This window comes from Endozoicomonas sp. SCSIO W0465, from assembly GCF_023716865.1.
GTDB lineage: Bacteria > Pseudomonadota > Gammaproteobacteria > Pseudomonadales > Endozoicomonadaceae > Endozoicomonas.
Map to the genome: position 1 here is coordinate 1,283,790 of NZ_CP092417.1, position 25,598 is coordinate 1,309,387.

General features: G+C 47.0%; 28 protein-coding genes. 16 read left to right on the top strand and 12 right to left on the bottom strand.

What is annotated here, in order from left to right:
* The first annotated feature begins 21 nt into the window (after positions 1-21).
* The 11 genes from MJO57_RS05570 to MJO57_RS05615 all read left to right on the top strand — a co-directional run bounded on the left by MJO57_RS05570 (position 22) and on the right by MJO57_RS05615 (position 10,610).
* Positions 22-1,359 (top strand): transposase, encoded by a 1,338-nt coding sequence (locus MJO57_RS05570; protein ID WP_252017304.1) that lies wholly within the window; start codon positions 22-24, stop codon positions 1,357-1,359.
* A 134-nt stretch (positions 1,360-1,493) separates the two neighbouring features.
* On the top strand, positions 1,494-1,607 hold the full coding sequence (locus MJO57_RS33150; RefSeq protein WP_371924864.1) for a DUF4116 domain-containing protein: 114 nt from the start codon (positions 1,494-1,496) through the stop codon (positions 1,605-1,607).
* 341 nt (positions 1,608-1,948) lie between these two features.
* The gene (locus MJO57_RS05575) at positions 1,949-2,518 is read left to right on the top strand and encodes a hypothetical protein (protein ID WP_252023612.1); all 570 of its coding nucleotides are present in this window, start codon (positions 1,949-1,951) and stop codon (positions 2,516-2,518) included.
* A gap of 239 nt (positions 2,519-2,757) precedes the next feature.
* Positions 2,758-3,729 carry a carcinine hydrolase/isopenicillin-N N-acyltransferase family protein gene (locus MJO57_RS05580; protein WP_252023614.1) on the top strand — a complete coding sequence of 324 codons (972 nt, stop codon included), beginning with the start codon at positions 2,758-2,760 and terminating at the stop codon, positions 3,727-3,729.
* 330 nt (positions 3,730-4,059) lie between these two features.
* Positions 4,060-5,001 carry an IS1595 family transposase gene (locus MJO57_RS33155; protein ID WP_371924784.1) on the top strand — a complete coding sequence of 314 codons (942 nt, stop codon included), beginning with the start codon at positions 4,060-4,062 and terminating at the stop codon, positions 4,999-5,001.
* 273 nt (positions 5,002-5,274) lie between these two features.
* Complete coding sequence (locus MJO57_RS05590; protein WP_252023616.1) at positions 5,275-5,838, top strand: hypothetical protein; 564 nt, start codon at positions 5,275-5,277, stop codon at positions 5,836-5,838.
* Positions 5,839-5,863: 25 nt separating this feature from the next.
* A complete protein-coding gene (locus MJO57_RS05595; RefSeq protein ID WP_252023618.1) occupies positions 5,864-6,055 on the top strand; it encodes a hypothetical protein in 192 nt (63 codons plus the stop codon).
* A gap of 424 nt (positions 6,056-6,479) precedes the next feature.
* Positions 6,480-6,866 carry a hypothetical protein gene (locus MJO57_RS05600; protein ID WP_252023620.1) on the top strand — a complete coding sequence of 129 codons (387 nt, stop codon included), beginning with the start codon at positions 6,480-6,482 and terminating at the stop codon, positions 6,864-6,866.
* A gap of 271 nt (positions 6,867-7,137) precedes the next feature.
* Positions 7,138-7,848, top strand: coding sequence for a transposase (locus MJO57_RS05605; RefSeq protein ID WP_252019241.1), 711 nt, complete (start codon positions 7,138-7,140; stop codon positions 7,846-7,848).
* Positions 7,849-8,157: 309 nt separating this feature from the next.
* Complete coding sequence (locus MJO57_RS05610; protein ID WP_252017318.1) at positions 8,158-9,519, top strand: ISNCY family transposase; 1,362 nt, start codon at positions 8,158-8,160, stop codon at positions 9,517-9,519.
* Complete coding sequence (locus MJO57_RS05615; protein WP_252023622.1) at positions 9,456-10,610, top strand: carcinine hydrolase/isopenicillin-N N-acyltransferase family protein; 1,155 nt, start codon at positions 9,456-9,458, stop codon at positions 10,608-10,610. The genes MJO57_RS05610 and MJO57_RS05615 overlap by 64 nt, the downstream gene beginning before the upstream one ends.
* Before the next feature lie 605 nt (positions 10,611-11,215).
* On the opposite strand, the gene MJO57_RS05620 is transcribed toward MJO57_RS05615, so the two are convergent.
* The 3 genes from MJO57_RS05620 to MJO57_RS05630 all read right to left on the bottom strand — a co-directional run bounded on the left by MJO57_RS05620 (position 11,216) and on the right by MJO57_RS05630 (position 14,839).
* Positions 11,216-12,172 (bottom strand): IS1595 family transposase, encoded by a 957-nt coding sequence (locus MJO57_RS05620; protein WP_252017306.1) that lies wholly within the window; start codon positions 12,170-12,172, stop codon positions 11,216-11,218.
* Positions 12,173-12,246: 74 nt separating this feature from the next.
* On the bottom strand, positions 12,247-13,335 hold the full coding sequence (locus MJO57_RS05625; RefSeq protein WP_252023624.1) for an ankyrin repeat domain-containing protein: 1,089 nt from the start codon (positions 13,333-13,335) through the stop codon (positions 12,247-12,249).
* Positions 13,325-14,839, bottom strand: a complete 1,515-nt coding sequence (locus MJO57_RS05630) for an IS66 family transposase (protein ID WP_252017330.1) — start codon at positions 14,837-14,839, stop codon at positions 13,325-13,327. The genes MJO57_RS05625 and MJO57_RS05630 overlap by 11 nt, the downstream gene beginning before the upstream one ends.
* On the opposite strand from MJO57_RS05630, the gene MJO57_RS05635 reads away from it, so the two are divergent.
* Positions 14,838-14,990 (top strand): hypothetical protein, encoded by a 153-nt coding sequence (locus tag MJO57_RS05635; RefSeq protein ID WP_252023626.1) that lies wholly within the window; start codon positions 14,838-14,840, stop codon positions 14,988-14,990. The genes MJO57_RS05630 and MJO57_RS05635 overlap by 2 nt on opposite strands.
* Here MJO57_RS05635 and MJO57_RS05640 read toward each other — a convergent pair.
* The gene (locus tag MJO57_RS05640; RefSeq protein ID WP_252023628.1) at positions 14,925-15,410 is read right to left on the bottom strand and encodes an ankyrin repeat domain-containing protein; all 486 of its coding nucleotides are present in this window, start codon (positions 15,408-15,410) and stop codon (positions 14,925-14,927) included. The two genes, MJO57_RS05635 and MJO57_RS05640, sit on opposite strands and share 66 nt — an antisense overlap.
* Here MJO57_RS05640 and MJO57_RS05645 point away from each other — a divergent pair.
* A complete protein-coding gene (locus tag MJO57_RS05645; protein WP_252017335.1) occupies positions 15,405-16,445 on the top strand; it encodes an IS1595 family transposase in 1,041 nt (346 codons plus the stop codon). The two genes, MJO57_RS05640 and MJO57_RS05645, sit on opposite strands and share 6 nt — an antisense overlap.
* A gap of 957 nt (positions 16,446-17,402) precedes the next feature.
* Here the strand turns inward: MJO57_RS05645 and MJO57_RS05650 are convergent.
* The 3 genes from MJO57_RS05650 to MJO57_RS05660 are packed head-to-tail and all read right to left on the bottom strand — an operon-like array spanning position 17,403 to position 20,067.
* Positions 17,403-18,104 (bottom strand): ABC transporter ATP-binding protein, encoded by a 702-nt coding sequence (locus MJO57_RS05650; RefSeq protein ID WP_305881922.1) that lies wholly within the window; start codon positions 18,102-18,104, stop codon positions 17,403-17,405.
* A gap of 20 nt (positions 18,105-18,124) precedes the next feature.
* The gene (gene livG / locus MJO57_RS05655; RefSeq protein ID WP_252023632.1) at positions 18,125-18,892 is read right to left on the bottom strand and encodes a high-affinity branched-chain amino acid ABC transporter ATP-binding protein LivG; all 768 of its coding nucleotides are present in this window, start codon (positions 18,890-18,892) and stop codon (positions 18,125-18,127) included.
* 11 nt (positions 18,893-18,903) lie between these two features.
* Entirely contained in the window at positions 18,904-20,067 is a 1,164-nt protein-coding gene (locus MJO57_RS05660; RefSeq protein WP_371924865.1) for a high-affinity branched-chain amino acid ABC transporter permease LivM, read from the bottom strand.
* Between the two features lie 215 nt (positions 20,068-20,282).
* On the opposite strand from MJO57_RS05660, the gene MJO57_RS05665 reads away from it, so the two are divergent.
* The 3 genes from MJO57_RS05665 to MJO57_RS05675 are packed head-to-tail and all read left to right on the top strand — an operon-like array spanning position 20,283 to position 21,641.
* Positions 20,283-20,816, top strand: a complete 534-nt coding sequence (locus MJO57_RS05665) for a hypothetical protein (RefSeq protein ID WP_252023634.1) — start codon at positions 20,283-20,285, stop codon at positions 20,814-20,816.
* The gene (locus MJO57_RS05670) at positions 20,786-21,076 is read left to right on the top strand and encodes a hypothetical protein (protein ID WP_252023636.1); all 291 of its coding nucleotides are present in this window, start codon (positions 20,786-20,788) and stop codon (positions 21,074-21,076) included. Before MJO57_RS05665 ends, MJO57_RS05670 begins: the two co-directional genes overlap by 31 nt.
* 37 nt (positions 21,077-21,113) lie before the next feature.
* Positions 21,114-21,641 (top strand): transposase, encoded by a 528-nt coding sequence (locus MJO57_RS05675; RefSeq protein ID WP_371924785.1) that lies wholly within the window; start codon positions 21,114-21,116, stop codon positions 21,639-21,641.
* 427 nt (positions 21,642-22,068) lie between these two features.
* Here MJO57_RS05675 and MJO57_RS05680 read toward each other — a convergent pair whose 3' ends face one another.
* The 5 genes from MJO57_RS05680 to MJO57_RS05700 all read right to left on the bottom strand — a co-directional run bounded on the left by MJO57_RS05680 (position 22,069) and on the right by MJO57_RS05700 (position 25,506).
* A complete protein-coding gene (locus MJO57_RS05680; protein ID WP_252023638.1) occupies positions 22,069-22,698 on the bottom strand; it encodes an SPASM domain-containing protein in 630 nt (209 codons plus the stop codon).
* Positions 22,699-22,802: 104 nt separating this feature from the next.
* Positions 22,803-23,315 (bottom strand): transposase, encoded by a 513-nt coding sequence (locus MJO57_RS05685; RefSeq protein WP_252023640.1) that lies wholly within the window; start codon positions 23,313-23,315, stop codon positions 22,803-22,805.
* Positions 23,308-24,342: a transposase gene (locus MJO57_RS05690; protein ID WP_252026884.1), complete on the bottom strand. Its 1,035-nt coding sequence runs from the start codon at positions 24,340-24,342 to the stop codon at positions 23,308-23,310. Before MJO57_RS05690 ends, MJO57_RS05685 begins: the two co-directional genes overlap by 8 nt.
* Positions 24,343-24,396: 54 nt before the next feature.
* Complete coding sequence (locus MJO57_RS05695; RefSeq protein ID WP_252023642.1) at positions 24,397-24,978, bottom strand: transposase; 582 nt, start codon at positions 24,976-24,978, stop codon at positions 24,397-24,399.
* 21 nt (positions 24,979-24,999) lie between these two features.
* Entirely contained in the window at positions 25,000-25,506 is a 507-nt protein-coding gene (locus MJO57_RS05700; protein ID WP_252023644.1) for a radical SAM protein, read from the bottom strand.
* Positions 25,507-25,598: the final 92 nt, after the last annotated feature.

Here is a 25,598-nt window from a genome sequence, read left to right on the forward strand (position 1 = left end):
TGCTAAAAGCAACCATCCCCAATGACGAAATTCGAGATGGTTGCCATGCTCACTTCAGATCATCAAGTAATCCTCAGGGAGCTCGCTTCATATACAACCTTTCTTGCTGGAGCGCTATCATCAACTGCAGTACCAACGTTCTGCGAACTGCTGTTCGGTTGCATGCTTTCAGCCGACGGCTTTGTTACACAGGCGTTGTTAACAATTGATTTTCATTGTGTGTGGAGCAGCTACCACCACTGGCTATCTCAGGGCAAGTGGCAATGGAAGAACTTGGCACGCCACTTGATCCGTCTGGTCTGCTCCAAAGCTCCTGAGAATCAACCTGTGGTCCTGGGGCTTGATGACTGGGTAATCGAACGGTTTTCCGACAAAGCCCCTGCTTGTCGTACACATCATCAACACAGCAAGAAACGCAATCGGCCGACGTACATCTGGGGGCAGTGTTGGGTTTCCCTGGCCATCATATTTGAGCGGGCTGCAGATGAAGTATTTACCGCCATACCGGTGATCTCATTTCCGACACCAGCTTCAGGTAACACCAGCAAACTGAAAATTGCCGTGGCCATGCTCAGGGTGGTACGCAATGAAGTGAAGGATCGAGTGCTACGCCTGCTAACCGATTGCTGGTATATGAACTGGACACTGATAAAGCCAGCTCTGGAAATGAACATAGAAGTTGTTGGTCAGATACCTTCAAATCGGGCCCTCTATGCTTTGCCGCCAGCACCCACCGTAAAGAAGCGAGGGCGCCCAAAAAAGTACGGCATCAAGATGACGACAGAACAGGTTAAGAAACTGCCGGAAGAAAAAGCAACAGTATGGATGTACGGCAAATTTCGCAAAATACGTTATCGTACCCTGATCTGTCGCGCCAGATTCCTTAAAGGTCGTGAAGTACGCGTCGTCTGGAGTCGCTTTGAAAATGACAAAGGTCTGACCGAAAGCAGAATATTCATCTCGACCAATCCGGAACTTGAGGGACTGGAGGTGCTTCGTGCCTATTCCCGGAGATGGCCGGTAGAGCCAATGTTTCACCAACTCAAACATGCTTTTGGCTGTTGCCATTTATGGCAGCAGAAATTGCGAACACTGCTTCGATGGATGCATTTGAAAATGGCAGGCTATGCATTATTGCAGTTATTAACCGTTTGTAAAAATCAGGCATGTCTGAATATTTCTCGGATACCCTGGAGAAGCCCGGATACAACCACTGCAGGCATGATGAAAATTGCTCTTTCAGGAATTATTCCGAGGTTCTCTATTCGCAAGGGCTGGAACAGATATAAGCAAAAATATGAGTTCAATTTTCGCGATCTGATCGACCAGTTAATACCGGATAATTCAGAAGCAGCATAACTAAAGGCTTTTAGGCAAAAAACGGAAGTAATAACGAACTTGGAAAAACAGTTCACTGATTTCGGCTTGCTTCACTATAAAAAGCTGACCGAATTATCGTTTTATACAGACTCTAAAGTCGAGTTCTGGGCTTAATTAAAGATAATCCTCGCGCTGCCAATTTTGCTGGTGAAGAGCTTAAACAGGATAAGACCTTTATCAGCTCAGCAATCCAGATAAATCCTAAAGCTCGGAAGTACCTACTGTAAGCGAGTATCCACTGGAGTAAAAGTTTATCAGCAAACCAAAAGCAATTTATAATCAAATGCATATTTAAAAAGTATCGTCGGCAATGAACCCAGCATTGAGCCTGCGTAATTGTCTGAGTGGGCCTATCCACAAACGCCGGACGGGGATTTTCCGAACCCATTTCCTGCTACAGCAGCTTCTGTTACTGGGTAGGTGAAATCATTGGCTTTACCAGATAATGTAGTCAGCCTTGATGAGGTACGTAGACGTAAGAAGATGCAGAAGGCATAACTGATGGTTGAATTTTCTTTTCTGGAGTAATCAACGAATGAATACCACTAACCCCCCAGCCAAACCAACCATGGATTATGCCCAATTGCTGGAAGCGCTGAACCGGGCCAGCACTTTTGATCTGTTCCGGCTCAATGCCATGATCGACCGTGAGCTGGAGTCGCCTGAGCGTATTGGCCGGATCAAGGCGGCGCTAACCATCGGGCAGAAGCTGAGCTACTTTGACCGTAACAGCAATTCACTGCGTGACTGTGAACTGTTGCAGCTTAAACAAAAGCGGGCATTGGTACTGGATTTTACCGATGGCAAACGTTGGACGGTACCCTACTATATGCTCAATCTTGAAGGTGCCGACGTCCGCATTAATCATGAAGCGCAAAAGGGTCTCAGTCGCCATGCCATTGCTGTAGGCGACCTGCTGGGTTTTAAAGACAAGCATGGGGAGGAACATTTTGGCCATGTCCTCCGCCTGAATACCAAATCGGTCACCCTGCAGGTGGAACAGGGGCAGTGGCGGGTCGGCTATTCGCTGCTCTACCGGGTTCTGGATGGGCAGGGTGACCGGGATGGGGAGCTGTTGATTGATGGTGAGCGGTCTGACCCGTGCGGTGAGACGGTCCAGGGTTCATTGCTTGAGTGAATCACTTGTTTCCTGAAGACTGTCTGATTGCCTCTGCTCTTTTCACGAAACCCCTGCAACAGCTGTTGTCCGTCCTTTACGGCAAGCCAGATACATCTTTTCATCTGAATGATTTGGTCCGGTTAGTGGGGACTGGCAAAGGTGCTGTGGGTGGGGCTTAATGTCTACCTTGAGAACATGGAAAAACAACAGATCTCTGTTATTTTTGTATGAGGTACTTACAGCATGAGGATGCACCTATGCCTATGTCCCTCAAGCCAGTCTTTGCCGTTGGCTCAGCTCTTATTTTTACCACATTGCTGATACAACCGATCACCACCAACGCCTGTACTACGTTTGCTTCAGTCGGTGCGGCCAACGCCAATAACGGCCTGATCATTGCTAAAAACCGTGATTCGACCCAGGGCTTCGAACAACTGGCGGTGCGAAAACAGGCCGGGAAAAATACCTATCTCGGGCTTTTTTTCAACACCGATGACCAGCAGCCCTATCCGCTTATTTCCGCAGGTATTAATGAGTACGGACTGAGTGTGGTTCAAAACGAATCCGTTGCCATTACCAGTGCCCAACAGGCAGTAGATGCCCCACACGGCTCCGCAGTCATCTTTAACGTTCTGGAAGGTTACAGCTCAGTTGCCGATGTGCTGGCAGATCAGCAGGCGCTTTTTGGTAATGGATATGCCAACTTCCTGATTATTGGTGATCAAACCGAGGCTATCCTGGTGGAAATTGGTCCGGAGGAGAATGCCTACCAAATCCTGCGAGCCAGCGACAACAATAATCGGGTTTATCACACCAACCACTACGTACTGCAGTCTATGAGGAGTTATAACAAGGTCTTCTACCCTGATTCAGAGGATCGATTTGCCACCATTAAAAAGCTGATGACCGGGGCCAGCGCTCAGCTGACGGCGGAAGGCAACTATTACCAGTGGATCAACAGCGCCCAAAACGGGCAATACAACAGTATGTTCAGAAACATGACCGTAGCCAGCTGGATTGCCGAGATTCCACAAAACGGCACACCGGAGCTCCTGGTTCGGCTAACCTCACCCAATGTAAAATATCAGCAGTATAGTATTCAGTTAACTCCGGAATTCTGGAACCATCCACCCACTACAATTCAACCTTTTACGCCCAGTTTTGCAGGTTTGCAAGGTGAGCCTGTCAATAGCCAACAGCGCTACACCTACAGCGCTACTGAACTTTAGGTCTTAATAATCCTGACCATTACATCAGATGGTTTAGATTAATTGTTTTTGTCCTCTCATTTCATCAGGAACTCGACATGTCCATACGTTATGGCATTTCCATAGCTGTAAACTTGCTACTCTCTGTTCTGTTGTTTTCGACTCAGGGAGCAAGTGCCTGCACGACCTTTGCTTCAGTAGGCTCAGCTAACTAGTTCTCGTCCAAAAACACAACCAATTGAAAACTGTAGATTTTATCCTGAAAAATTAAGTGGAGCCCTACTGCTATCTGGCGACTAAACTTCCCAAGAGCAAGAAACATAAGGGATTGCCAAAAACAGAGGACTCCAAATGCGCAAAAAACGCAACCCGCAGTGTAGTATGGAACTCCATTACGTACCTCATGAAATCTGCTCCCAGCTTTCCGGTATCTCGCAATGGCTTGACGCCCATCCACAGTTCAATGACTGGATTTATGAGGACTTAAGTTCTGGTGATAAACAGAACACTGGGCGGAACGGACTATCAGCAGAATCCGTTCTTCGTGCGGCACTCCTGAAACAGTATTTGAATTGTGATTATGACTACTTGTCGTTTGTTTTGATGGACTCCATGCTCTTTCGAGACTTTTGTCGCCTCGAACCAAACCAGCGCCCCAGTCGCTCCAGTTTGCATGGGCTCATCAGCCTTCTTACTGCATCTACATGGGAACGGATTAATAACTGTCAGCTAATGACCGCTAAAGATCAGGGTATTGAAAAAGGGCGCACTGTGGCTATTGACAGCACAGTCACCGAATCGGATATCAAACCTCCTTGCGACAGTGATCTTTTAGCCAGTTCCGTTAAAGAAATTGCTGATAACCACCCTATCTACATGAAGTTCAATGCCGTTGATAACTTCCGGCGAAAAACCATTCAGGAGTGGGCAGAACATGCCCTGAAAAAGGGTGTCCGGGCCGTCAGCGATGGCTTGTCCTGTTTCCGGGGTATTGAAGATGCCGGATGCCAGCACACAGCCATCATTACCGGTGGTGGGCATGCATCCATGGAGAATGAGTTGTTCACCTGGGTAAATACCATGCTGGGAAACGTGAAAACAGCGATTACCGGTACTTACCATAAGCTCGACCCCAAGCATCTGGGCCGTTATCTATCAGAGTTCAACTATCGGTTTAACCGGCGTTTTGATATGCCTTCAATGATCTCAAGGCTAGGTCGGGCTGCAGTCAATACAGCACCGATGCCGGATCGACTTCTCAAACTGCCAGACGTCCAGTGGAAACCGGGTTAGCCATCAACCGATAATTGAAAGTCAGTTGACGTATTAATATCATTATTTCGAATGATGATGTGGGTCTTTGCTTGTTCGGAGCGGTTATGAAACCGAATTTAGTTGATAATCTGGAGAACAAGCCGTCATGATGCCTGCTCCACCGGTAATACTGGAGAGGTTCTATTATTTCTTTACCGGGTTATAGACATAAAGAATGAAAAGCTGCACGTATATTCTTAAATTATCTTTCCCTGTGTCATGACGTACGATCAGTGGTAATCAGGAAGAAATTTGTCGGCTGCTGGAACGGGACAAACACTGACAGCGACACCGCTTTATGAATATACCCATCACAACCGAGCCGTAAAAGATGCGGCCAGAAAATGCATCTACGCTGGCAAAGAAGAGCGGCATCAGCATTATAAAAAACTGCTGCAGTTGACCCGAAAATCCCGGAAGGTACTTATCGAAGCTACTGTCACGCTAGCAAACGCCCGTCAGCAGGGGCAGTGTCTCCTGGCTGATGATGCCGACAAGTGGCAGGCCGATGTGGATCACCTGTTACCCCTGGTGGATGCAATAGTCTCCCAGACAGAGCGCAGGGTCTTTAAGGGTGAAAAGGTGCCAGCCCAGGAAAAAGTGGTTAGCCTGTATGAACCCCATACGGATATCATCGTAAAAGACAGGCGGCAAGTACAGTATGGCCATAAACTGAACCTGGTTCAGGGAAAAAGTCGATTGATCCTGGACCTGGTTATTGAGGAAGGTAACCCAGCGGATTCGGACCAATTCATTCCGATGATGGAAAGACAAAAAAGAAATTTATGGTCGTGTACCTCGCCAGACAAGCGGTGACGGCGGATACGCGTGTCGCGCTAATTTGGAAAAAGCCAAGGCCATGGGAATCAGCGATGTAGCTTTTAATAAGAAGCGCGGACTTGAAGTCGAAGAGATGACTAAAAGTCAGTATGTGTATAAAACGCTCTTTCGCTTCCGGGCAGGTATTGAAGCGGGAATTTCGTGGCTAAAGAGATGTTTTGGGCTATCACGTTGCCACTGCAAGGGTTTCTGAGCGTTTTGATTCTCATTGCTGGTTATCGGTGGTCTGTTACAACCTGGTGATTCTGGCCAGACACCCGGCACCATCCTGATAGCCACCTCCACGCTACATGAAAGTACCTTTCCAGCATGGTGGGAGGATGTTTTCTGCCTGCTTTTCGCGTTTTTCTCCAATATCCGTCCCAGATTAGAGAAAAAAAGGGAAGAGTTTTTGCGGCTCTCTGGAATTTCAGGAAATATCAAAACGCACGTACAATCTAATTATGATTGCCTGATGCGTTTTTGGACGAGAACTAACTAGTTCTCGTCCAAAAACACAACCAATTGAAAACTGTAGATTTTATCCTGAAAAATTAAGTGGAGCCCTACTGCTATCTGGCGACTAAACTTCCCAAGAGCAAGAAACATAAGGGATTGCCAAAAACAGAGGACTCCAAATGCGCAAAAAACGCAACCCGCAGTGTAGTATGGAACTCCATTACGTACCTCATGAAATCTGCTCCCAGCTTTCCGGTATCTCGCAATGGCTTGACGCCCATCCACAGTTCAATGACTGGATTTATGAGGACTTAAGTTCTGGTGATAAACAGAACACTGGGCGGAACGGACTATCAGCAGAATCCGTTCTTCGTGCGGCACTCCTGAAACAGTATTTGAATTGTGATTATGACTACTTGTCGTTTGTTTTGATGGACTCCATGCTCTTTCGAGACTTTTGTCGCCTCGAACCAAACCAAACCGCGCCCCAGTCGCTCCAGTTTGCATGGGCTCATCAGCCTTCTTACTGCATCTACATGGGAAACGGATTAATAACTGTCAGCTAATGACCGCTAAAGATCAGGGTATTGAAAAAGGGCGCACTGTGGCTATTGACAGCACACAGTCACCGAATCGGATATCAAACCTCCTTGCGACAGTGATCTTTTAGCCAGTTCCGTTAAAGAAATTTGTCGGCTGCTGGAACGGGGACAAACACTGACAGCGACACCGCTTTATGAATATACCCATCACAACCGAGCCGTAAAAGATGCGGCCAGAAAATGCATCTACGCTGGCAAAGAAGAGCGGCATCAGCATTATAAAAAACTGCTGCAGTTGACCCGAAAATCCCGGAAGGTACTTATCGAAGCTACTGTCACGCTAGCAAACGCCCGTCAGCAGGGGCAGTGTCTCCTGGCTGATGATGCCGACAAGTGGCAGGCCGATGTGGATCACCTGTTACCCCTGGTGGATGCAATAGTCTCCCAGACAGAGCGCAGGGTCTTTAAGGGTGAAAAGGTGCCAGCCCAGGAAAAAGTGGTTAGCCTGTATGAACCCCATACGGATATCATCGTAAAAGACAGGCGGCAAGTACAGTATGGCCATAAACTGAACCTGGTTCAGGGAAAAAGTCGATTGATCCTGGACCTGGTTATTGAGGAAGGTAACCCAGCGGATTCGGACCAATTCATTCCGATGATGGAAAGACAAAAAGAAATTTATGGTCGTGTACCTCGCCAGACAAGCGGTGACGGCGGATACGCGTGTCGCGCTAATTTGGAAAAAGCCAAGGCCATGGGAATCAGCGATGTAGCTTTTAATAAGAAGCGCGGACTTGAAGTCGAAGAGATGACTAAAAGTCAGTATGTGTATAAAACGCTCTTTCGCTTCCGGGCAGGTATTGAAGCGGGAATTTCGTGGCTAAAGAGATGTTTTGGGCTATCACGTTGCCACTGCAAGGGTTCTGAGCGTTTTGATTCTCATTGCTGGTTATCGGTGGTCTGTTACAACCTGGTGATTCTGGCCAGACACCCGGCACCATCCTGATAGCCACCTCCACGCTACATGAAAGTACCTTTCCAGCATGGTGGGAGGATGTTTTCTGCCTGCTTTTCGCGTTTTTCTCCAATATCCGTCCCAGATTAGAGAAAAAAAGGGAAGAGTTTTTGCGGCTCTCTGGAATTTCAGGAAATATCAAAACGCACGTACAATCTAATTAGTTCTCGTCCAAAAACACAACCAATTGAAAACTGTAGATTTTATCCTGAAAAATTAAGTGGAGCCCTACTGCTATCTGGCGACTAAACTTCCCAAGAGCAAGAAACATAAGGGATTGCCAAAAACAGAGGACTCCAAATGCGCAAAAAACGCAACCCGCAGTGTAGTATGGAACTCCATTACGTACCTCATGAAATCTGCTCCCAGCTTTCCGGTATCTCGCAATGGCTTGACGCCCATCCACAGTTCAATGACTGGATTTATGAGGACTTAAGTTCTGGTGATAAACAGAACACTGGGCGGAACGGACTATCAGCAGAATCCGTTCTTCGTGCGGCACTCCTGAAACAGTATTTGAATTGTGATTATGACTACTTGTCGTTTGTTTTGATGGACTCCATGCTCTTTCGAGACTTTTGTCGCCTCGAACCAAACCAGCGCCCCAGTCGCTCCAGTTTGCATGGGCTCATCAGCCTTCTTACTGCATCTACATGGGAACGGATTAATAACTGTCAGCTAATGACCGCTAAAGATCAGGGTATTGAAAAAGGGCGCACTGTGGCTATTGACAGCACAGTCACCGAATCGGATATCAAACCTCCTTGCGACAGTGATCTTTTAGCCAGTTCCGTTAAAGAAATTTGTCGGCTGCTGGAACGGGGACAAACACTGACAGCGACACCGCTTTATGAATATACCCATCACAACCGAGCCGTAAAAGATGCGGCCAGAAAATGCATCTACGCTGGCAAAGAAGAGCGGCATCAGCATTATAAAAAACTGCTGCAGTTGACCCGAAAATCCCGGAAGGTACTTATCGAAGCTACTGTCACGCTAGCAAACGCCCGTCAGCAGGGGCAGTGTCTCCTGGCTGATGATGCCGACAAGTGGCAGGCCGATGTGGATCACCTGTTACCCCTGGTGGATGCAATAGTCTCCCAGACAGAGCGCAGGGTCTTTAAGGGTGAAAAGGTGCCAGCCCAGGAAAAAGTGGTTAGCCTGTATGAACCCCATACGGATATCATCGTAAAAGACAGGCGGCAAGTACAGTATGGCCATAAACTGAACCTGGTTCAGGGAAAAAGTCGATTGATCCTGGACCTGGTTATTGAGGAAGGTAACCCAGCGGATTCGGACCAATTCATTCCGATGATGGAAAGACAAAAAGAAATTTATGGTCGTGTACCTCGCCAGACAAGCGGTGACGGCGGATACGCGTGTCGCGCTAATTTGGAAAAAGCCAAGGCCATGGGAATCAGCGATGTAGCTTTTAATAAGAAGCGCGGACTTGAAGTCGAAGAGATGACTAAAAGTCAGTATGTGTATAAAACGCTCTTTCGCTTCCGGGCAGGTATTGAAGCGGGAATTTCGTGGCTAAAGAGATGTTTTGGGCTATCACGTTGCCACTGCAAGGGTTCTGAGCGTTTTGATTCTCATTGCTGGTTATCGGTGGTCTGTTACAACCTGGTGATTCTGGCCAGACACCCGGCACCATCCTGATAGCCACCTCCACGCTACATGAAAGTACCTTTCCAGCATGGTGGGAGGATGTTTTCTGCCTGCTTTTCGCGTTTTTCTCCAATATCCGTCCCAGATTAGAGAAAAAAAGGGAAGAGTTTTTGCGGCTCTCTGGAATTTCAGGAAATATCAAAACGAACGTACAATCTAATTATGATTGCCTGATGCGTTTTTGGACGAGAACTAATTATGATTGCCTGATGCGTTTTTGGACGAGAACTAACTATAACGGCGGGTTATTAATTGCTAAAAACCGGGATTCACTGGCAACCTACGAAAGCCTGGCCGTTAAAAGCGCGGTAGGCAAAAATACCTATCTCGGCCTTTTTTACAACTCCAGTAGTCAGACTCCTTACCCCTTCCTGGCCGCAGGCATCAATGAACATGGCGTTTCTGTGGTGCAGAACGAAGCGGCATCAATATACAACGCCGACACGTTTAATAACACTGATCAATCCGCCGTGATCTACACCATAATGGAAAATTACAGTTCGGTGGCAGAGGTACTGGCGGATAAGGAGACGTTATTTGGCAATGGACTGGCCAATTTCCTGATTATTGGTGACAAGACTGAAGCCATCCTGGTGGAAGTCGGCCCCAGCAAAAACTCCTTTCAGATTCTTAATGCCAGCAACAACGATAATCGGGTGTTTCATACCAACCACTATGTACTCAGTGAAATGCGGAACCTGAACAAAATTTACTATTCCGATTCTGAAGATCGCTTTGTTGCCATAAAAAGCCTGATGAACAATGCACCCGCACAGTTTACCGCTGATGGTAGCTATTTTAACTGGATCAGCAATGCTCAGGACGGCCTGCTGAGAAGTATTTTTCGGGAAATGACCGTTGCCAGCTGGATTGCCAGTGTTCCCGAAACCGGAACACCTGAAGTACTCATTCGCTTTACCTCACCCAGTCTGGAGTTCCAGCGTTATTCTATCCAGTTGACTCCTGAGTTCTGGAATTCCCCTCCGGCTAGTATCAGTCCAATCCCATTGAGTACCCAGGGTTTGAATCCGGAACCCATCGGTAGTGAATTACGCTATACCTATACCGGTAGCGAACTCTGATCCGCTATCCACTGGTTAACGCGACGCACTCTATGAACCAATTCACCAGTCTATGGCTATCGGTTGAGACAAATCGGTAGCCAGACATTCCGGTATTTACCAGCTATGTGCAGTAGCTTCGCGAGTCTTGACGAAAGATGTAGTGATTTGGAGGTAATGGCTTTTAACATTTCTACATAATATTGACCGAAGAGACAGCAGGCCTGCTTCAGCCATTGGTTTACTTACTGGCTACCTGGCCGTTAGGAAGCCGAAGAAAAGAACATTTTCAAAATTTTTATCACGGCGGGCAAGTTCCCCCTTTCTTTTTCTCTTTCCATTTCCATTCTCTTTTTCTTTCCTGATTACCACTGATCGTACGTCATGACACAGGGAAAGATAATTTAAGAATATACGTGCAGCTTTTCATTCTTTATGTCTATAACCCGGTAAAGAAATAATAGAACCTCTCCAGTATTACCGGTGGAGCAGGCATCATGACGGCTTGTTCTCCAGATTATCAACTAAATTCGGTTTCATAACCGCTCCGAACAAGCAAAGACCCACATCATCATTCGAAATAATGATATTAATACGTCAACTGACTTTCAATTATCGGTTGATGGCTAACCCGGTTTCCACTGGACGTCTGGCAGTTTGAGAAGTCGATCCGGCATCGGTGCTGTATTGACTGCAGCCCGACCTAGCCTTGAGATCATTGAAGGCATATCAAAACGCCGGTTAAACCGATAGTTGAACTCTGATAGATAACGGCCCAGATGCTTGGGGTCGAGCTTATGGTAAGTACCGGTAATCGCTGTTTTCACGTTTCCCAGCATGGTATTTACCCAGGTGAACAACTCATTCTCCATGGATGCATGCCCACCACCGGTAATGATGGCTGTGTGCTGGCATCCGGCATCTTCAATACCCCGGAAACAGGACAAGCCATCGCTGACGGCCCGGACACCCTTTTTCAGGGCATGTTCTGCCCACTCCTGAATGGTTTTTCGCCGGAAGTTATCAACGGCATTGAACTTCATGTAGATAGGGTGGTTATCAGCATCTGTCTGAACTGCGGCCACGAAGGGGGCTTTGTTCTCTGAGCCTCTGCCCCGGCGGCCTCCGTGGCGCTCTCCGCCCCAATAGGCGTCATCAATCTGAACAAAACCACTCAACTGCCAGCTGTTATCTCTTTCCATCATGACCTGCATGAGTTTGTGTTTCATGCGCAATGCGGCATTGTAGGAAATGCCAAGTTGTCGATGAAGCGTCAGGCAAGAAATCCCCGCTTTATTCTGGGTGACGAGATAGATACCCAGAAACCAGGTAGCTAGAGGCAGCTTTGTTGAGTCAAAGATAGTGTTACTGGTAAGCGAGGTTTGGCAACGGCAGCAATTGCACTGGAATTCAGCTTTCCGGTGAAGCTTGCAGAAACTGCGGGAGCCACACTTCGGGCATTGGAAGCCATCTGGCCAGCGCCAAGAGGACAGCGCGTTCTCACACTGCTCTTCACTGCCGTAATTAGCCAGAAATTGCATAATGCCAAGGCCTTTTTGGAACTGAATGGTGTTTTTACACATCAGTTTTACCTCCAAAACACATGACTATCGACGTTTATTATAGCAGCTGGCTCACGACGTAGGGTCGGTGGTAATCAGGTTTTCTTTTGCGGATAATTTATTACTGCTTCGTCATTAAAATTCATAGTGTACTTATTAAATTTTTCCAGTGCAGTTACTGCCATTTCATGAAGCATAGCTGTATCAGCCTTATCGATGTCTTTCATTAATTCAGATTGTAGTTCCCTATCATAGTCCAATGCTCTGTCAGCCTTATCTCTTGGACAATCAGACGGATCTTCCTGGCCAAATACACTAGATAATGTATGTAATTTAGATACATTACTTATGAAATGCAGTTTCAAGATTGAGTCTTTCCGAATGAAATCACTACAGTAGCTATGCAGACCAGGACCTTTTAAGAAACATTGACCAGCATAAAACCACTTCAGAAGAGAGGGTTCAACTGGTTTACCTTCAGGCGCTCTTCGATAATAATCGCAAAAAGTTGCTGCAATTCTATCTGATTCAGTACGAAGTCTCATTTCAGCAAAAAAACAGGCAATTTCAAACAGGGTAGGGAGGAGGTGAGTGCTCGTTGATGGTAGGCAAAACGGGCTATTTTGAGCATCCCCCCCAGAATTTACTGTATAGCCGAGCCATCCCAAAAATTGCCGACAGTAAGTGAGCAATTGCGGATAGAAACCAGTTTTATTACTGATAGCAGCATCAGCAGGAACTAACTTTTCGTGCATATCAGCTGCGTGCTCTAATAAAAGCTCAACTATCTTTGCTGCAGACTCTGCAGAAGAGTCTTGCGGGTAATTTAATGCTTGTTGTAATGGTGATTGTTGCAGTGGATTAGCCGGGTCAATGTTATTTGGATTTCCACCCTTTGAGAGCAGTTGCTCCAGAATAATGAGGTTACCATGTCGTACTGCGAGCATTACAGGAGTATACCAAAGCTGGCTTGAAGGTATTGGCTCTTGCTCTCCAAAGCTGCCAATGTCTCTGCATTGGCCATCAACAGTAGCGTAACGGATTTTGTAGTTGGGATCCGCATTGTGCTCCAACAGGATTTTCGTGGTTTCAGTGTGGCCTTTTTGTATGGCCATGGACATAGCGGTAATGCCATCTCCCCTGGGTTTGTCGGGATGATACTCTGCGGAGTAACTATTCAGCACTGAGCAAAGGCATATTACAGTAATTCCGAACAGCTCTATGAAGTGATTGATATATGTCCATTCCCTGTTTTCTGGCAGACGACAAATAGCTGCGAATCCGTGCAAACATAGAACCACCGTCTGCACTCCTGAAGCAGCCTGAGATTTTCTGCTTTAACTTGGCCATTCGAACATCCCGCTCACTGCCATTGTTATCGAAGGGAATGGTAAAATCTGACATGAAGCGCAGTGTCTCAGCCTTGAACTCAGTGAGTCGTTTGAAGAGATTGTAAGCTTTAGTATTCTTGACTTTCTTGCGCTTAAGCTCCTCTCGTTGCTTCTCCATATAGACGACTTCTTTCATTAGAGCCCGCTGAAGCAACCGGTCATAAATCTTCTCGATTCGTTCACAGACAACACTTGGCATCTGTAGCATACCTATGGTCTTAAAGCCCTTGCAGTAATGCCAGGAAAGCCTCAGTAGCTTCATCAATCGCAACGCCAGTTGATTGCTGTCCCTATCAACAACACCCAAAAGCTCCCTCAGGTGATGGGCATTGCAAAGTACGTGAGTTGCCGCATATGCAAAATAGGATTTCCAATGATCATGAACCAGAACGCCTGCAAATGTTAGCAGTATGCCCATCGTGTCCATGGCCTCACGACCTCGCTTTTCAGACAAGTAGTAGAGCGTCCATTGTTCATCCCGCATAACGTGTAGCCAGTGCAAAGAGCCCTCGGCCCGCATACCCGTTTCATCGGCTCCGGCAACAGACGATTCCCGCAAGGCGTCACGAATAACCTCTTCAGTAGAAGCCAGATTTTCATAGGTTCTGGCCACAAAATTGGCGACAGTGCCTGCACTTACACTCATTTTATAGAGAGTATTAAAATACTCTGACACGCGCTTAAAAGGCAGGAAATGGTATTGGTTAAGATAGACGGCCATAGCCTGTGTGGCTGAGCCATATTGTGCGGCAGCGGTAACACCTTCCGGGAATTCAGCCTGATTCCGACAACCACAAGTGCAGATTTTTACTTCAGCTCTATGGGCCGTTACTTCAAATTCACCCGGTCTCCCTGGTTCAAACACCTGTCGTTCAATATATTTGACCGGCTCACTATCAAGAAGAGACGCCTGACATTTATTGCATTCTTTAACCGGAAGGTACTCAATATAGTCAGGGATATCGACCTGTTTAAGACAAGTGCCCTGATGCCCTTTCTTTCCACCGGCTTTATTACCAGAAGACTGTCTCAGACTTTTAGGATTGGGTTTTTCATCCGATGGATCGGTACCTTTATCTGCGGAAAGGTCGTCAGAATGATCTGGAGAATTACTGTTTTTACAAGGTTTTTGATAACCATCAGACGATGGCGGCTTGCTGCTGTTTTGACTGTTCTTGCCAACCTTTTCTTCCAATTCTCGACATCGCTCTTCCAGACAGGCAACTCTCATCCGCAGCTCTGCATTCTCTTTCAAGAGAATCTCAGCCGACATAGTTGCGGGTAGTTCTGGAATCATGCTGGCGAATATTGTGGAAAAATGGTGCTTAAGAGGATGGTATAAAAATCAGAAAATTCCAGATTTATGTGGGGGTGCTGAACAGTTACTCTGCGGATTTGGCCATCATTTGAATGACCTTCACTTGATTGTTCTGCGCAGCAATAGTTAGTGCGTTACTCTGGCAGATGTTCAATGGATTGTTTTCACAGGGATTTGCCTGATAGTCGATTAATGTTGCAGCAACTGCTGCATGACCATGCCGGGCGGCATACATCAACGGGGTGTCTTTTTTTTCACTAAAGTCCAGAGGGCTGCTGAACCAATTATGTCGTGTTGTTTCATCAGTACCCAATAATAAACGAGCAAGCTCCTCGCCATCATCAGAATTGCATAGCATTTGAAAGCTAGAGGTTAAAGCATTCGATGTTAACTCTGCTGTCGAACTGGATTGAGCAGAAAGGCTGTTCATTTCAAGCCGCGCTTTTTTAGCAGGAGGCTCAGGACTAACGTCAACACGGGCTAAGTTACCGTTAATGGTTGAATCAGCTAAACTCCCATAAAATCTACGTTGTAGGGGAGTGATATGCAATCTGAACTCTTCCAGAATTTTATTGATTCCATTTCAACATTAACCAGTGAACAGCGAGACATTCTTAACAACTCGCTCCTTAGTACTCAAATAGAGGTTACCGAGGTAGTAGAAACCACTGACTCTGAACCTGTTTACAGTGAATCTATACCCAATAACGATAATGCAACACCTGACGTAGAAAAGAGCATACTTGCCCAATTTGCCGAAAACCCCAGGTGCCCCAAATGCAAAAGCCATAGCGTTGGTCGCTGGGGCATACGAAATGGCCGACAGCGCTACCACTGCAAGACTTGCGACTCAACGTTTAACGCCTTTAGTGGAACGCCTTTGGCAAGGCTCAGGCACCCTGAAAAATGGAACAAGTACCTCGCAGGTATGACTCACTCTATGGTCTTGCGACCAGCTGCTGCTGAGAATGCCATTGACTTGAAAACTGCGTTCCGCTGGCGTCACCGCTTTCTTGAAGTGATTAATAATGATCAAGCAGAAGAGCTTTGTGGCATTACTGAGCTTGATGAAACATTTTTCCGTGAATCCTTCAAAGGGCAAAGAGAAGGCCTTCCACGGCCAACCCGAAAGCGGGGTAATGATCCCAACAAAGCCCGAAAAGTCCCGGTAATGGTGGCTCGGGACCGTAATCGAAATACCGTTGACGGTGTATTAGAAAACGAAAGTGCTAATGAATTGTGCAGGCATTTAAATGGCCGCATATCGATACAGGCCACGGTCTGTGCGGATGCACACCTCGCTCACGAAAAACTTGCTGACAAGCTTGGATTTGTCTTCAAGGAGCTGGTGACATCAGCAGGTCAACATGTTGTTGAAGGCATCTACCACATCCAGACTGTAAATTCTTATCACAGTCATTTAAAACGCTGGATTGGCGGCGTATTCCAAGGGGTTGCAACTCGTTACCTTCCCCATTATCTGGCCTGGAGGCGAGAACTGACGGCAGCAAAAAAATTAACTGTTGGCCGGTTGATCAGCAGAATTACTGAACATTGGTGCTTCCAACCATTAACGGTAACTTAGCCGTCAACACGGGTTACACTAAGGTCAGACAGAGAGACGATATCAGGTGCAGATTGCCTGCCATCTCTGCGAGGAATCTGAATACCTTCCCTATTAACCGTTTTATCTGATTGCTTTCGCTTAATGCAAGGTCGAGGTTGAACGGATGGGTAATCAGTGGCAGATATTGAGGAACGGTTGCAGTTCATTAGTATTGGGTCTCGGTAATTATTTCATGAATTTTGGTCACCCCATTCGATGTAAATACCGATCTAACACAACCAAACAAAGCGCAGGACAGGCCGGATTTTGCCACAGCCAGGAATTTGTACGGGTCAGAATTTATAGGGGTAAATCACTGTTTTGACCGTTTGGACTGGCCAATCATTGAAAAGTTCCCCGATTCACCTATATGTAGTACATGGTTTCAATGAGTTTGACGTGTACAATCTCCGTTCACCCTGAGCGGAGTCGAAGGGTGCTTGGCACAATCTATCAGAGTCCGGAGTTTCCGCCCTTCGACGGCTCAGGACGAACAGAGTGCGGAGGTACGTCAACCCGTCAAACTCATTGAAACCATGTAGTAGGCTTCTTTAATAAGAAAATGGCCAAGTCTTTTAGTGAGTGGACCTAAAAATACAGCCGCTACAGATGTAAGACTGCATGGATATTGCCGCTTGACTTCAAGCCAGCGACAGCCGGCCCCTCAAAGCCAAAGGATTAACGCTGATATTTATCAACTTGCCGGATGACTAAGGAATCAGGATTCCAAGGGTTATCAGTGAGCCCACCAAAACACTCACCGAGCTGGCTAGCATTAATACTTCGGTTGTGGTCAGCTTGTCGTATTCAGGTTTCATACTTTACTTCCTTTGCTGCTACTTCAGCTATAGGAAAAGTATAGTACTGGAAGCATGGCCAGTTAATCAGAACCATTAGCCCGGTTACCGATTGATTGCAAATGAATAAATACCGTCATCACCCACCCAGATAAGCCTCCTGGACAGACTCATTTACTAACAGAGCCTGCCCGGAGTCATGCAGAACAATCTTCCCATTTTCCAGCACATAGCCTCGATCAGCCAGCTTAAGTGCCTGGTTGGCATTTTGCTCCACCAGAAAGATCGTCATCCCTTCATCCCTGAGTTTGGCAATAATGTCAAAAATCTGCTGAATCACGATGGGAGCCAGACCCAGTGAAGGTTCATCCAGAAGTAATAGCCTGGGCTTACTCATCAGTGCCCTTGCGATGGCCAGCATCTGCTGCTCACCTCCAGACATGGTTCCTGCCCGCTGGTGCAGGCGCTCCTCAAGACGTGGAAACAGCTCAAGAACATGTTTATAAATCTGTCGATAATCCTGCTCATCCGTGAAAAAACCACCCATACTGAGATTCTCTTCTACGGTAAGCCGGGAGAAGACTCGCCGACCTTCCGGCACCAGGGCGATACCGGAGCGCATGATATCCGCCGTATCTTCCCGGGTAATTTCCCGCCCCCCGTAAAAGATCTGCCCGCTGCTTGCCCGTGGATCACCACACAGAGTCATGAGCAGAGAGGTCTTTCCCGCACCATTGGCACCAATTAACGTTACAATTTCACCGGTCCGGATCTCCACACTCACATCATCCAGTGCCTGAATCTGACCATAAAAAGTGGAGACATGCTCAAGGCTTAGCAGTGGTTTATCGTTATTCATACTCAGGATTCCCCTAAATAAGCCTTGATCACTTCAGGATGGTTACGCACCGCTTCCGGTGTTCCGGATGCCAGGGGCCTCCCCTGGTTAATAACGTAGATCCGGTCCGAGATTTCCATCACCAGTTTCATATCGTGCTCAATAAGCAGTACTGATACACCATGATTTTTCCTGAGATCTGAAATCAAGTCATCCAGCTCACGGGTTTCATTTGGGTTCAATCCGGCAGCGGGCTCATCCAGCATCAACAGCTGCGGGTCGGTCACCATACTGCGGGCAATTTCCAGTCGCCGCTGCTGACCGTAGGCCAGGTTTCCGGCTTCACGATTGGCAAACTCAGTCAGGCCAACTTTATTCAGCCAGTAAGCAGCCCGCTCCATCGCTTTTGCTTCACTCTTCCGAAACGAAGGCGTTTTAAACAGTCCGGCCAACAACCCGGTGTTCAAATGACGGTGCTGGGCCACCAGCAGATTTTCCAGAACCGTCATGGCTTTAAACAACCGCACATTCTGGAAGGTTCGCACCACACCCAAACGGGCAATTTTAAAGCCAGGCAGCTTTTCTACGGCCTGGCCCTGAAAAAGAATCTTCCCGCCGGTTGGCTTATAGAAGCCGGTCAAACAGTTAAATACTGTCGTTTTTCCGGCACCATTCGGGCCAATCATGGAAACAATTTCGCCTTTACGAACTTTGAGCGCCATCTGGTCCACGGCCAGCAGACCACCAAAGCGCATACTGAGATCCGATGCTTCCAGCAAACACTGACTCATCTTATAACTCCTTAAACGCTTTCAGCGAGGGGCTGACGATTAACAGACGCATTATCTTTATCCGACTGATGCTCTTTCAACTTCAGGTGTGGACGTTTCATGGGCATTAACCCTTCCGGACGCCACATCATCATCAACACCATCATCAGTCCAAACATCAGCATCCGGTACTCCTGAAACTCCCGGGCAAATTCAGGCAGTACCGTCATAATGACGGCGGCAAGAATAACCCCCATCTGTGACCCCATGCCTCCGAGAACCACGATCGCAAGGATGATGGCTGACTCAATAAAGGTAAAAGACTCTGGACTGATAAAACCCTGTCGGGCCGCAAAGAAGGTTCCGGCAAACCCGGCAAACGCCGCACCAATAGTAAAAGCAGACAGTTTGATGGCTGTTGGATTCAAACCCAGTGAGCGACAGGCAATATCATCTTCCCGAAGTGCTTCCCAGGCCCGGCCGATGGGCATTCTCAACAGGCGGTTAATAATGTAAAGCGTTAACAACACCAGAAGCAGGGCCAGGATATAAAGGAAAATCACTTTATAGCCACTGCTGTAGTCAATCCCAAAGAACTCGTGAAATGGGACATTGCCGTCTTCTTTGGCGCGCCGGGAAAACTCCAGACCAAACAACGTTGGTTTTGGAATCTGGCTGATCCCGTTTGGCCCTCCGGTAATTGAGGTCCAGTTATTCAGCAAAATACGAATAATCTCGCCAGAGCCCAGGGTAACAATGGCCAGGTAGTCCCCACGCAGCCTTAACACCGGAAACCCCAGGATAAAGCCGAAGAATGCTGCCATCACACCGCCAATCAACAGGCAGCTCCAGAAATCGGGCCCAAAATACTGGCTTAACAGCGCATAGCTGTAAGCTCCAACGGCATAGAAGCCGACATAACCAAGGTCCAGAAGACCTGCCAGACCAACAACCACGTTAAGACCCAGGCCAAGCATGACATAAATAAGTGCCAGGGTTGCCAGGTCCACAGCGCCACGGGAAACAAAGAAAGGCCAGACCATCAGCCCGGCCACAGCAAAACTGATCAACAGCCGTTTCAGCGGCTTATTGTCATCCAGTGATGGTAGCTGAACCTGCGCTAGTGGGTTGTGTCTTTTTGTCCGCTGCCAGAAAGCAGATATCGGATTCCGGAATAATTGAACCAGGAAAACCAGAACAGCCCCCGGAAAGAATCAAGTTCCAACGTTCACTGGCAGCAAAGTGAACGACCAGCTCCGTATTCTCTGTAGATAGTTCTCGTCCAAAAACACAACCAATTGAAAACTGTAGATTTTATCCTGAAAAATTAAGTGGAGCCCTACTGCTATCTGGCGACTAAACTTCCCAAGAGCAAGAAACATAAGGGATTGCCAAAAACAGAGGACTCCAAATGCGCAAAAAACGCAACCCGCAGTGTAGTATGGAACTCCATTACGTACCTCATGAAATCTGCTCCCAGCTTTCCGGTATCTCGCAATGGCTTGACGCCCATCCACAGTTCAATGACTGGATTTATGAGGACTTAAGTTCTGGTGATAAACAGAACACTGGGCGGAACGGACTATCAGCAGAATCCGTTCTTCGTGCGGCACTCCTGAAACAGTATTTGAATTGTGATTATGACTACTTGTCGTTTGTTTTGATGGACTCCATGCTCTTTCGAGACTTTTGTCGCCTCGAACCAAACCAGCGCCCCAGTCGCTCCAGTTTGCATGGGCTCATCAGCCTTCTTACTGCATCTACATGGGAACGGATTAATAACTGTCAGCTAATGACCGCTAAAGATCAGGGTATTGAAAAAGGGCGCACTGTGGCTATTGACAGCACAGTCACCGAATCGGATATCAAACCTCCTTGCGACAGTGATCTTTTAGCCAGTTCCGTTAAAGAAATTTGTCGGCTGCTGGAACGGGACAAACACTGACAGCGACACCGCTTTATGAATATACCCATCACAACCGAGCCGTAAAAGATGCGGCCAGAAAATGCATCTACGCTGGCAAAGAAGAGCGGCATCAGCATTATAAAAAACTGCTGCAGTTGACCCGAAAATCCCGGAAGGTACTTATCGAAGCTACTGTCACGCTAGCAAACGCCCGTCAGCAGGGCAGTGTCTCCTGGCTGATGATGCCGACAAGTGGCAGGCCGATGTGGATCACCTGTTACCCCTGGTGGATGCAATAGTCTCCCAGACAGAGCGCAGGGTCTTTAAGGTGAAAAGGTGCCAGCCCAGGAAAAAGTGGTTAGCCTGTATGAACCCCATACGGATATCATCGTAAAAGACAGGCGGCAAGTACAGTATGGCCATAAACTGAACCTGGTTCAGGGAAAAAGTCGATTGATCCTGGACCTGGTTATTGAGGAAGGTAACCCAGCGGATTCGGACCAATTCATTCCGATGATGGAAAGACAAAAAGAAATTTATGGTCGTGTACCTCGCCAGACAAGCGGTGACGGCGGATACGCGTGTCGCGCTAATTTGGAAAAAGCCAAGGCCATGGGAATCAGCGATGTAGCTTTTAATAAGAAGCGCGGACTTGAAGTCGAAGAGATGACTAAAAGTCAGTATGTGTATAAAACGCTCTTTCGCTTCCGGGCAGGTATTGAAGCGGGAATTTCGTGGCTAAAGAGATGTTTTGGGCTATCACGTTGCCACTGCAAGGGTTCTGAGCGTTTTGATTCTCATTGCTGGTTATCGGTGGTCTGTTACAACCTGGTGATTCTGGCCAGACACCCGGCACCATCCTGATAGCCACCTCCACGCTACATGAAAGTACCTTTCCAGCATGGTGGGAGGATGTTTTCTGCCTGCTTTTCGCGTTTTTCTCCAATATCCGTCCCAGATTAGAGAAAAAAAGGGAAGAGTTTTTGCGGCTCTCTGGAATTTCAGGAAATATCAAAACGAACGTACAATCTAATTATGATTGCCTGATGCGTTTTTGGACGAGAACTTACTAATAGCGCTGCCTATGGCATCACCGGCACCGACCACCAGTGCGACTTTTGCACTTTGTGTCATATATATACCTTCTTTGTGTATTAATACGACAACGTTAAAGTATTCTAAAACACCATACAATCGATGATTTCTGGCCCTTTTTGTCCTCGTTCCTACGCTCGGGAGGGTTTTGCGACAACCTCTCGGCATGGGAACAAGGCTAACTGCGTAACTTGAGTTATTCAGAAGGCGTGAACTTTTTTACCGTATGGGGCGCACGCTGGTGACGAAGCTCATTAGCCATATATTCCATATACGGTTGCATATGGCTGAAAATCTTTTTATAGGAGCCACACAGGTAGTTCTGCTGATGCGTTTCACCAATATCCACAACCCGGTGCTTCGGGCAGCCGCCATTACACAGGTTGAGAAACTCACAACGACGACAGATGTCGGTCAATGTGCTTTCCTTGCTGCGGCCAAAGGCTTGTTGTTTGTCTGACGTCGCCATATCGATCACATAGTCGTCATGGATATTGCCAAGCTTAAGATCTTGATAGACAAAATGGTCACAGGGATAGAGGTCGCCGTTCTGTTCAAGAACCAGCGCGTTACCACAGGTTTTCTGGAAAATGCAGATTGAAGGCGGGAATCCCAGCGTTTGTGCGAGCACGGTTTCAAACAGGCGGACATAGATATCGCCGACATCATTTTTAACCCACTCATCAAACACCTCAGTCATGAACTTGCCATACCCTCTATCTTCAGAAGAACCGGGAACCGAAAAACCAGTCATGGCATTGTTTTCCCGATTCACCGGAAAAATAAGCTGCGCAGCCTGTTCATCAATGCGGGCATCAGACTCCATTAATTCAACAATGGGAATGTACTGGTGAAAATCTGAACCAATGGACTTGAGAAAGCGATAAACCTCAAGGCCATGATCACAGTTATGATCATTAATAACTGAAGTTACGCAGCTAACAGCTCTCTCAGCTGCCCCAACGAAGCTTTCAGCCCTGCCATATAGATTTTGGCTCTGAGCTGAAAGTGATTCAGATTTACTTTCAATGACAATACTTCCAACCTGAAGGCTGAGTAAATTGAAAGAAAGATATGATTACTCTGTGTTCTCACAGTATGCGCCGGTGACTTGGCCATTGACGCATTCGATTTCAGCGTTTTATGGAAGACCTCGACTTTCCACCGTTTCTCGTAGATTGCCTTGAGAGTCTCGGCATCACAGTCAAGATCGCTGCAAACCAGATAGAGAATGCCTGTGCTTCCGTCTTTGTTTTTAAAGACCTGACGGTATAGCAGAACAGGGAAATCGACACCTGCTATCCACCCTTGTACAGGCTTATCTTCTGAAAAATCAACAGTATCTATACGCTGTGAACGGCCTTGTAATTTGTCGTCCAGACTGAGGGATACCTTGCGGTTTGACTTCATCGCCATCAGGAAATGTTTATAGGACTTACGCATTGATGACACCGATAAATTTTGGTAGGAGGTGATCCTTCCCCTTTGCAAAACTCTCAATGAAAGCGCCTATTGTCTCTTTAAACAGCCCCCGTTGGTGCTGATAAATATTCGTAAACTCCTGCTCTATCTGCATTTTCTGGAGATAAACAAAAGCTAAAATTGCAGCAAATATATGGTTTCTGACGGGTCGTTCGCTGCGAACCTGAAAGTGCTCAATATGGCAAACCTGCTTGATCGCCCTGTGAAACTGTTCGATCTGCCAGTGCTGGTCATGGATCTGCTTGAAGTCATTGCGTTCAAAAGGGACTTCCTCTGGCAAGTAAACCACGTAGTGGCGACGCTGGTCTTTTAGCATCGTCCTGAACAACCGGATCTTACCGAAGTCTTTGAGCCATACATCCAGACCATTGTCGGGGATGTCGAGGTGTTGAACCTGCTGCCATTTACCTTTTTCCAGTGATACTGTCCTGTTTTTCTCAACGGCAAACATAAACCCAGTCTGATGGTTTTTAATCGTCTTCAGGTTAGTCGTGCAGCTGTACCAGGAGTCACCGGTAACGAACGCTGGCTTCAGCCCCCATACCAGCACTTCAATCAACATTTCACGGAAGTAGTCGTTTTTTGTCTTGTCTTCCGATTTGTCGTATATCCTGTAATTCACCGGCATATGGCGCCCGGATACGTCGGTGTAATAAAGGGTGATGAGGTTAACTCCCTTAACCACTCGGTGATGTTTACCCGACCAAAAGTGGCCAACCAGTGCCACGGAGTAGCTATAAGGTTTGTCGAGCACGCTGTCATCAACGCTCAGGGTGCCGCCAATAGGGTTTAAACTTTTGACTGCTTCATCGTACATATCTTTGGGCTGATAGTTTTCACGCTTAAGAAAGCGGTTTGCGCTATCGTGAGAAAAGTCGGTAACCTCGGCCAGTCTTGTGCATGTTGATGATTTTGGCTCACTAATCAAAAAGCCAATGTATTTTGCAAGAGTGCATCGTGCAGTGGTCGGTCGAGTGGTAGTTCTCACTTTCATCCCTGAAGACATCTGTTTTTTGGCATTATCAAATTTTAGAGCCTGTTGTCAATGCGTAAGTCCTAGTTTATTACAGTCGTGTCGAATAAACATCATATTGTCGTTTGAGCAAAACCAGCTATCTGCAAGGACATAGCGGAACATAAGCTGGTTATGGCAGTAAATCATCAGCATCTCCCGCATCATTTCATTTTTGGTTTGCTCTGCATATCGTCTTACCTTTTTTGTCTTCAAGTCGGTGTACAGGATGGTTTTCTCGATCAATTTATAGGCGACAGGAATCGACGCATCTCCGGCATGGTAGTGTGCATTGAGCAGATTTATACCTTTCACGGTGCGATTTTTTGTATGATCAAAATGCCAGGTGTTCAGGGCATTCTCTTTGCTGAACTGCTTTTCCTGAATCGTATCGTCAAAGATCAAAACCCCATCACTGCACTCAACCTGTCGCACGACGGGTTTAACGTAAAGCCATAAGTCACGACTGGTAAACTCATTGTTTGAAAGCAATCGGGTGAATTGGTCATGACTGTAGACATTATCCAAAAGCTCTGACACTCCCGTTGCAGTGGTCTTCCCAGACGACGACAACAGGTAGTCAGAATAAAGTTCTATGAGATCATTTTTCATGCCACCAATAATGGCTGATTTTCAGCAAGGTGCGTAACTTGAGTTAATAACCGTCAGGGTATTGAAATCAACCTGGTACTTTTTCATCCGCTCAATGGCGGCCATAACCTTTTTAAAGGTTGGGGTCCGGCCTTTGGAAACCCGGTAGCGGTCGTGCAGATGTTCAGGACCATCAATGGAAATTCCCACCAGGAACCGGTTTTCCGCAAGGAACCGCGCCCACTTGTCGTCAATCAGCAGGCCATTGGTCTGGATACTGTTATTAACCGGTTTACCATTGCTGTAACGCTTCTGATACTTGACGATGGTCTTGAAAAAATCCAGGCCACAGATGGTTGGCTCACCACCCTGCCAGACAAAACCGACTTCTGGCAGGCTGGCCTGAGCTTTTACCTGCTGTTTGATGTATTGACGAAGCGTGGCATCATCCATTCGTATCGGCATGCGCTTGCCATAGATGTTTTCCTTTTCCAGATAAAAACAATAGTCACAGGACATATTGCACTGGAAGCTGCCTGGCTTAGCCATGATATGGAAGACGGAGTCTGTCAAAATAACCTCTGCTTTACCTAACGTCTGCAATCCCTAAAACAAGCCCTGAGCTTATTATTTTGGGCACC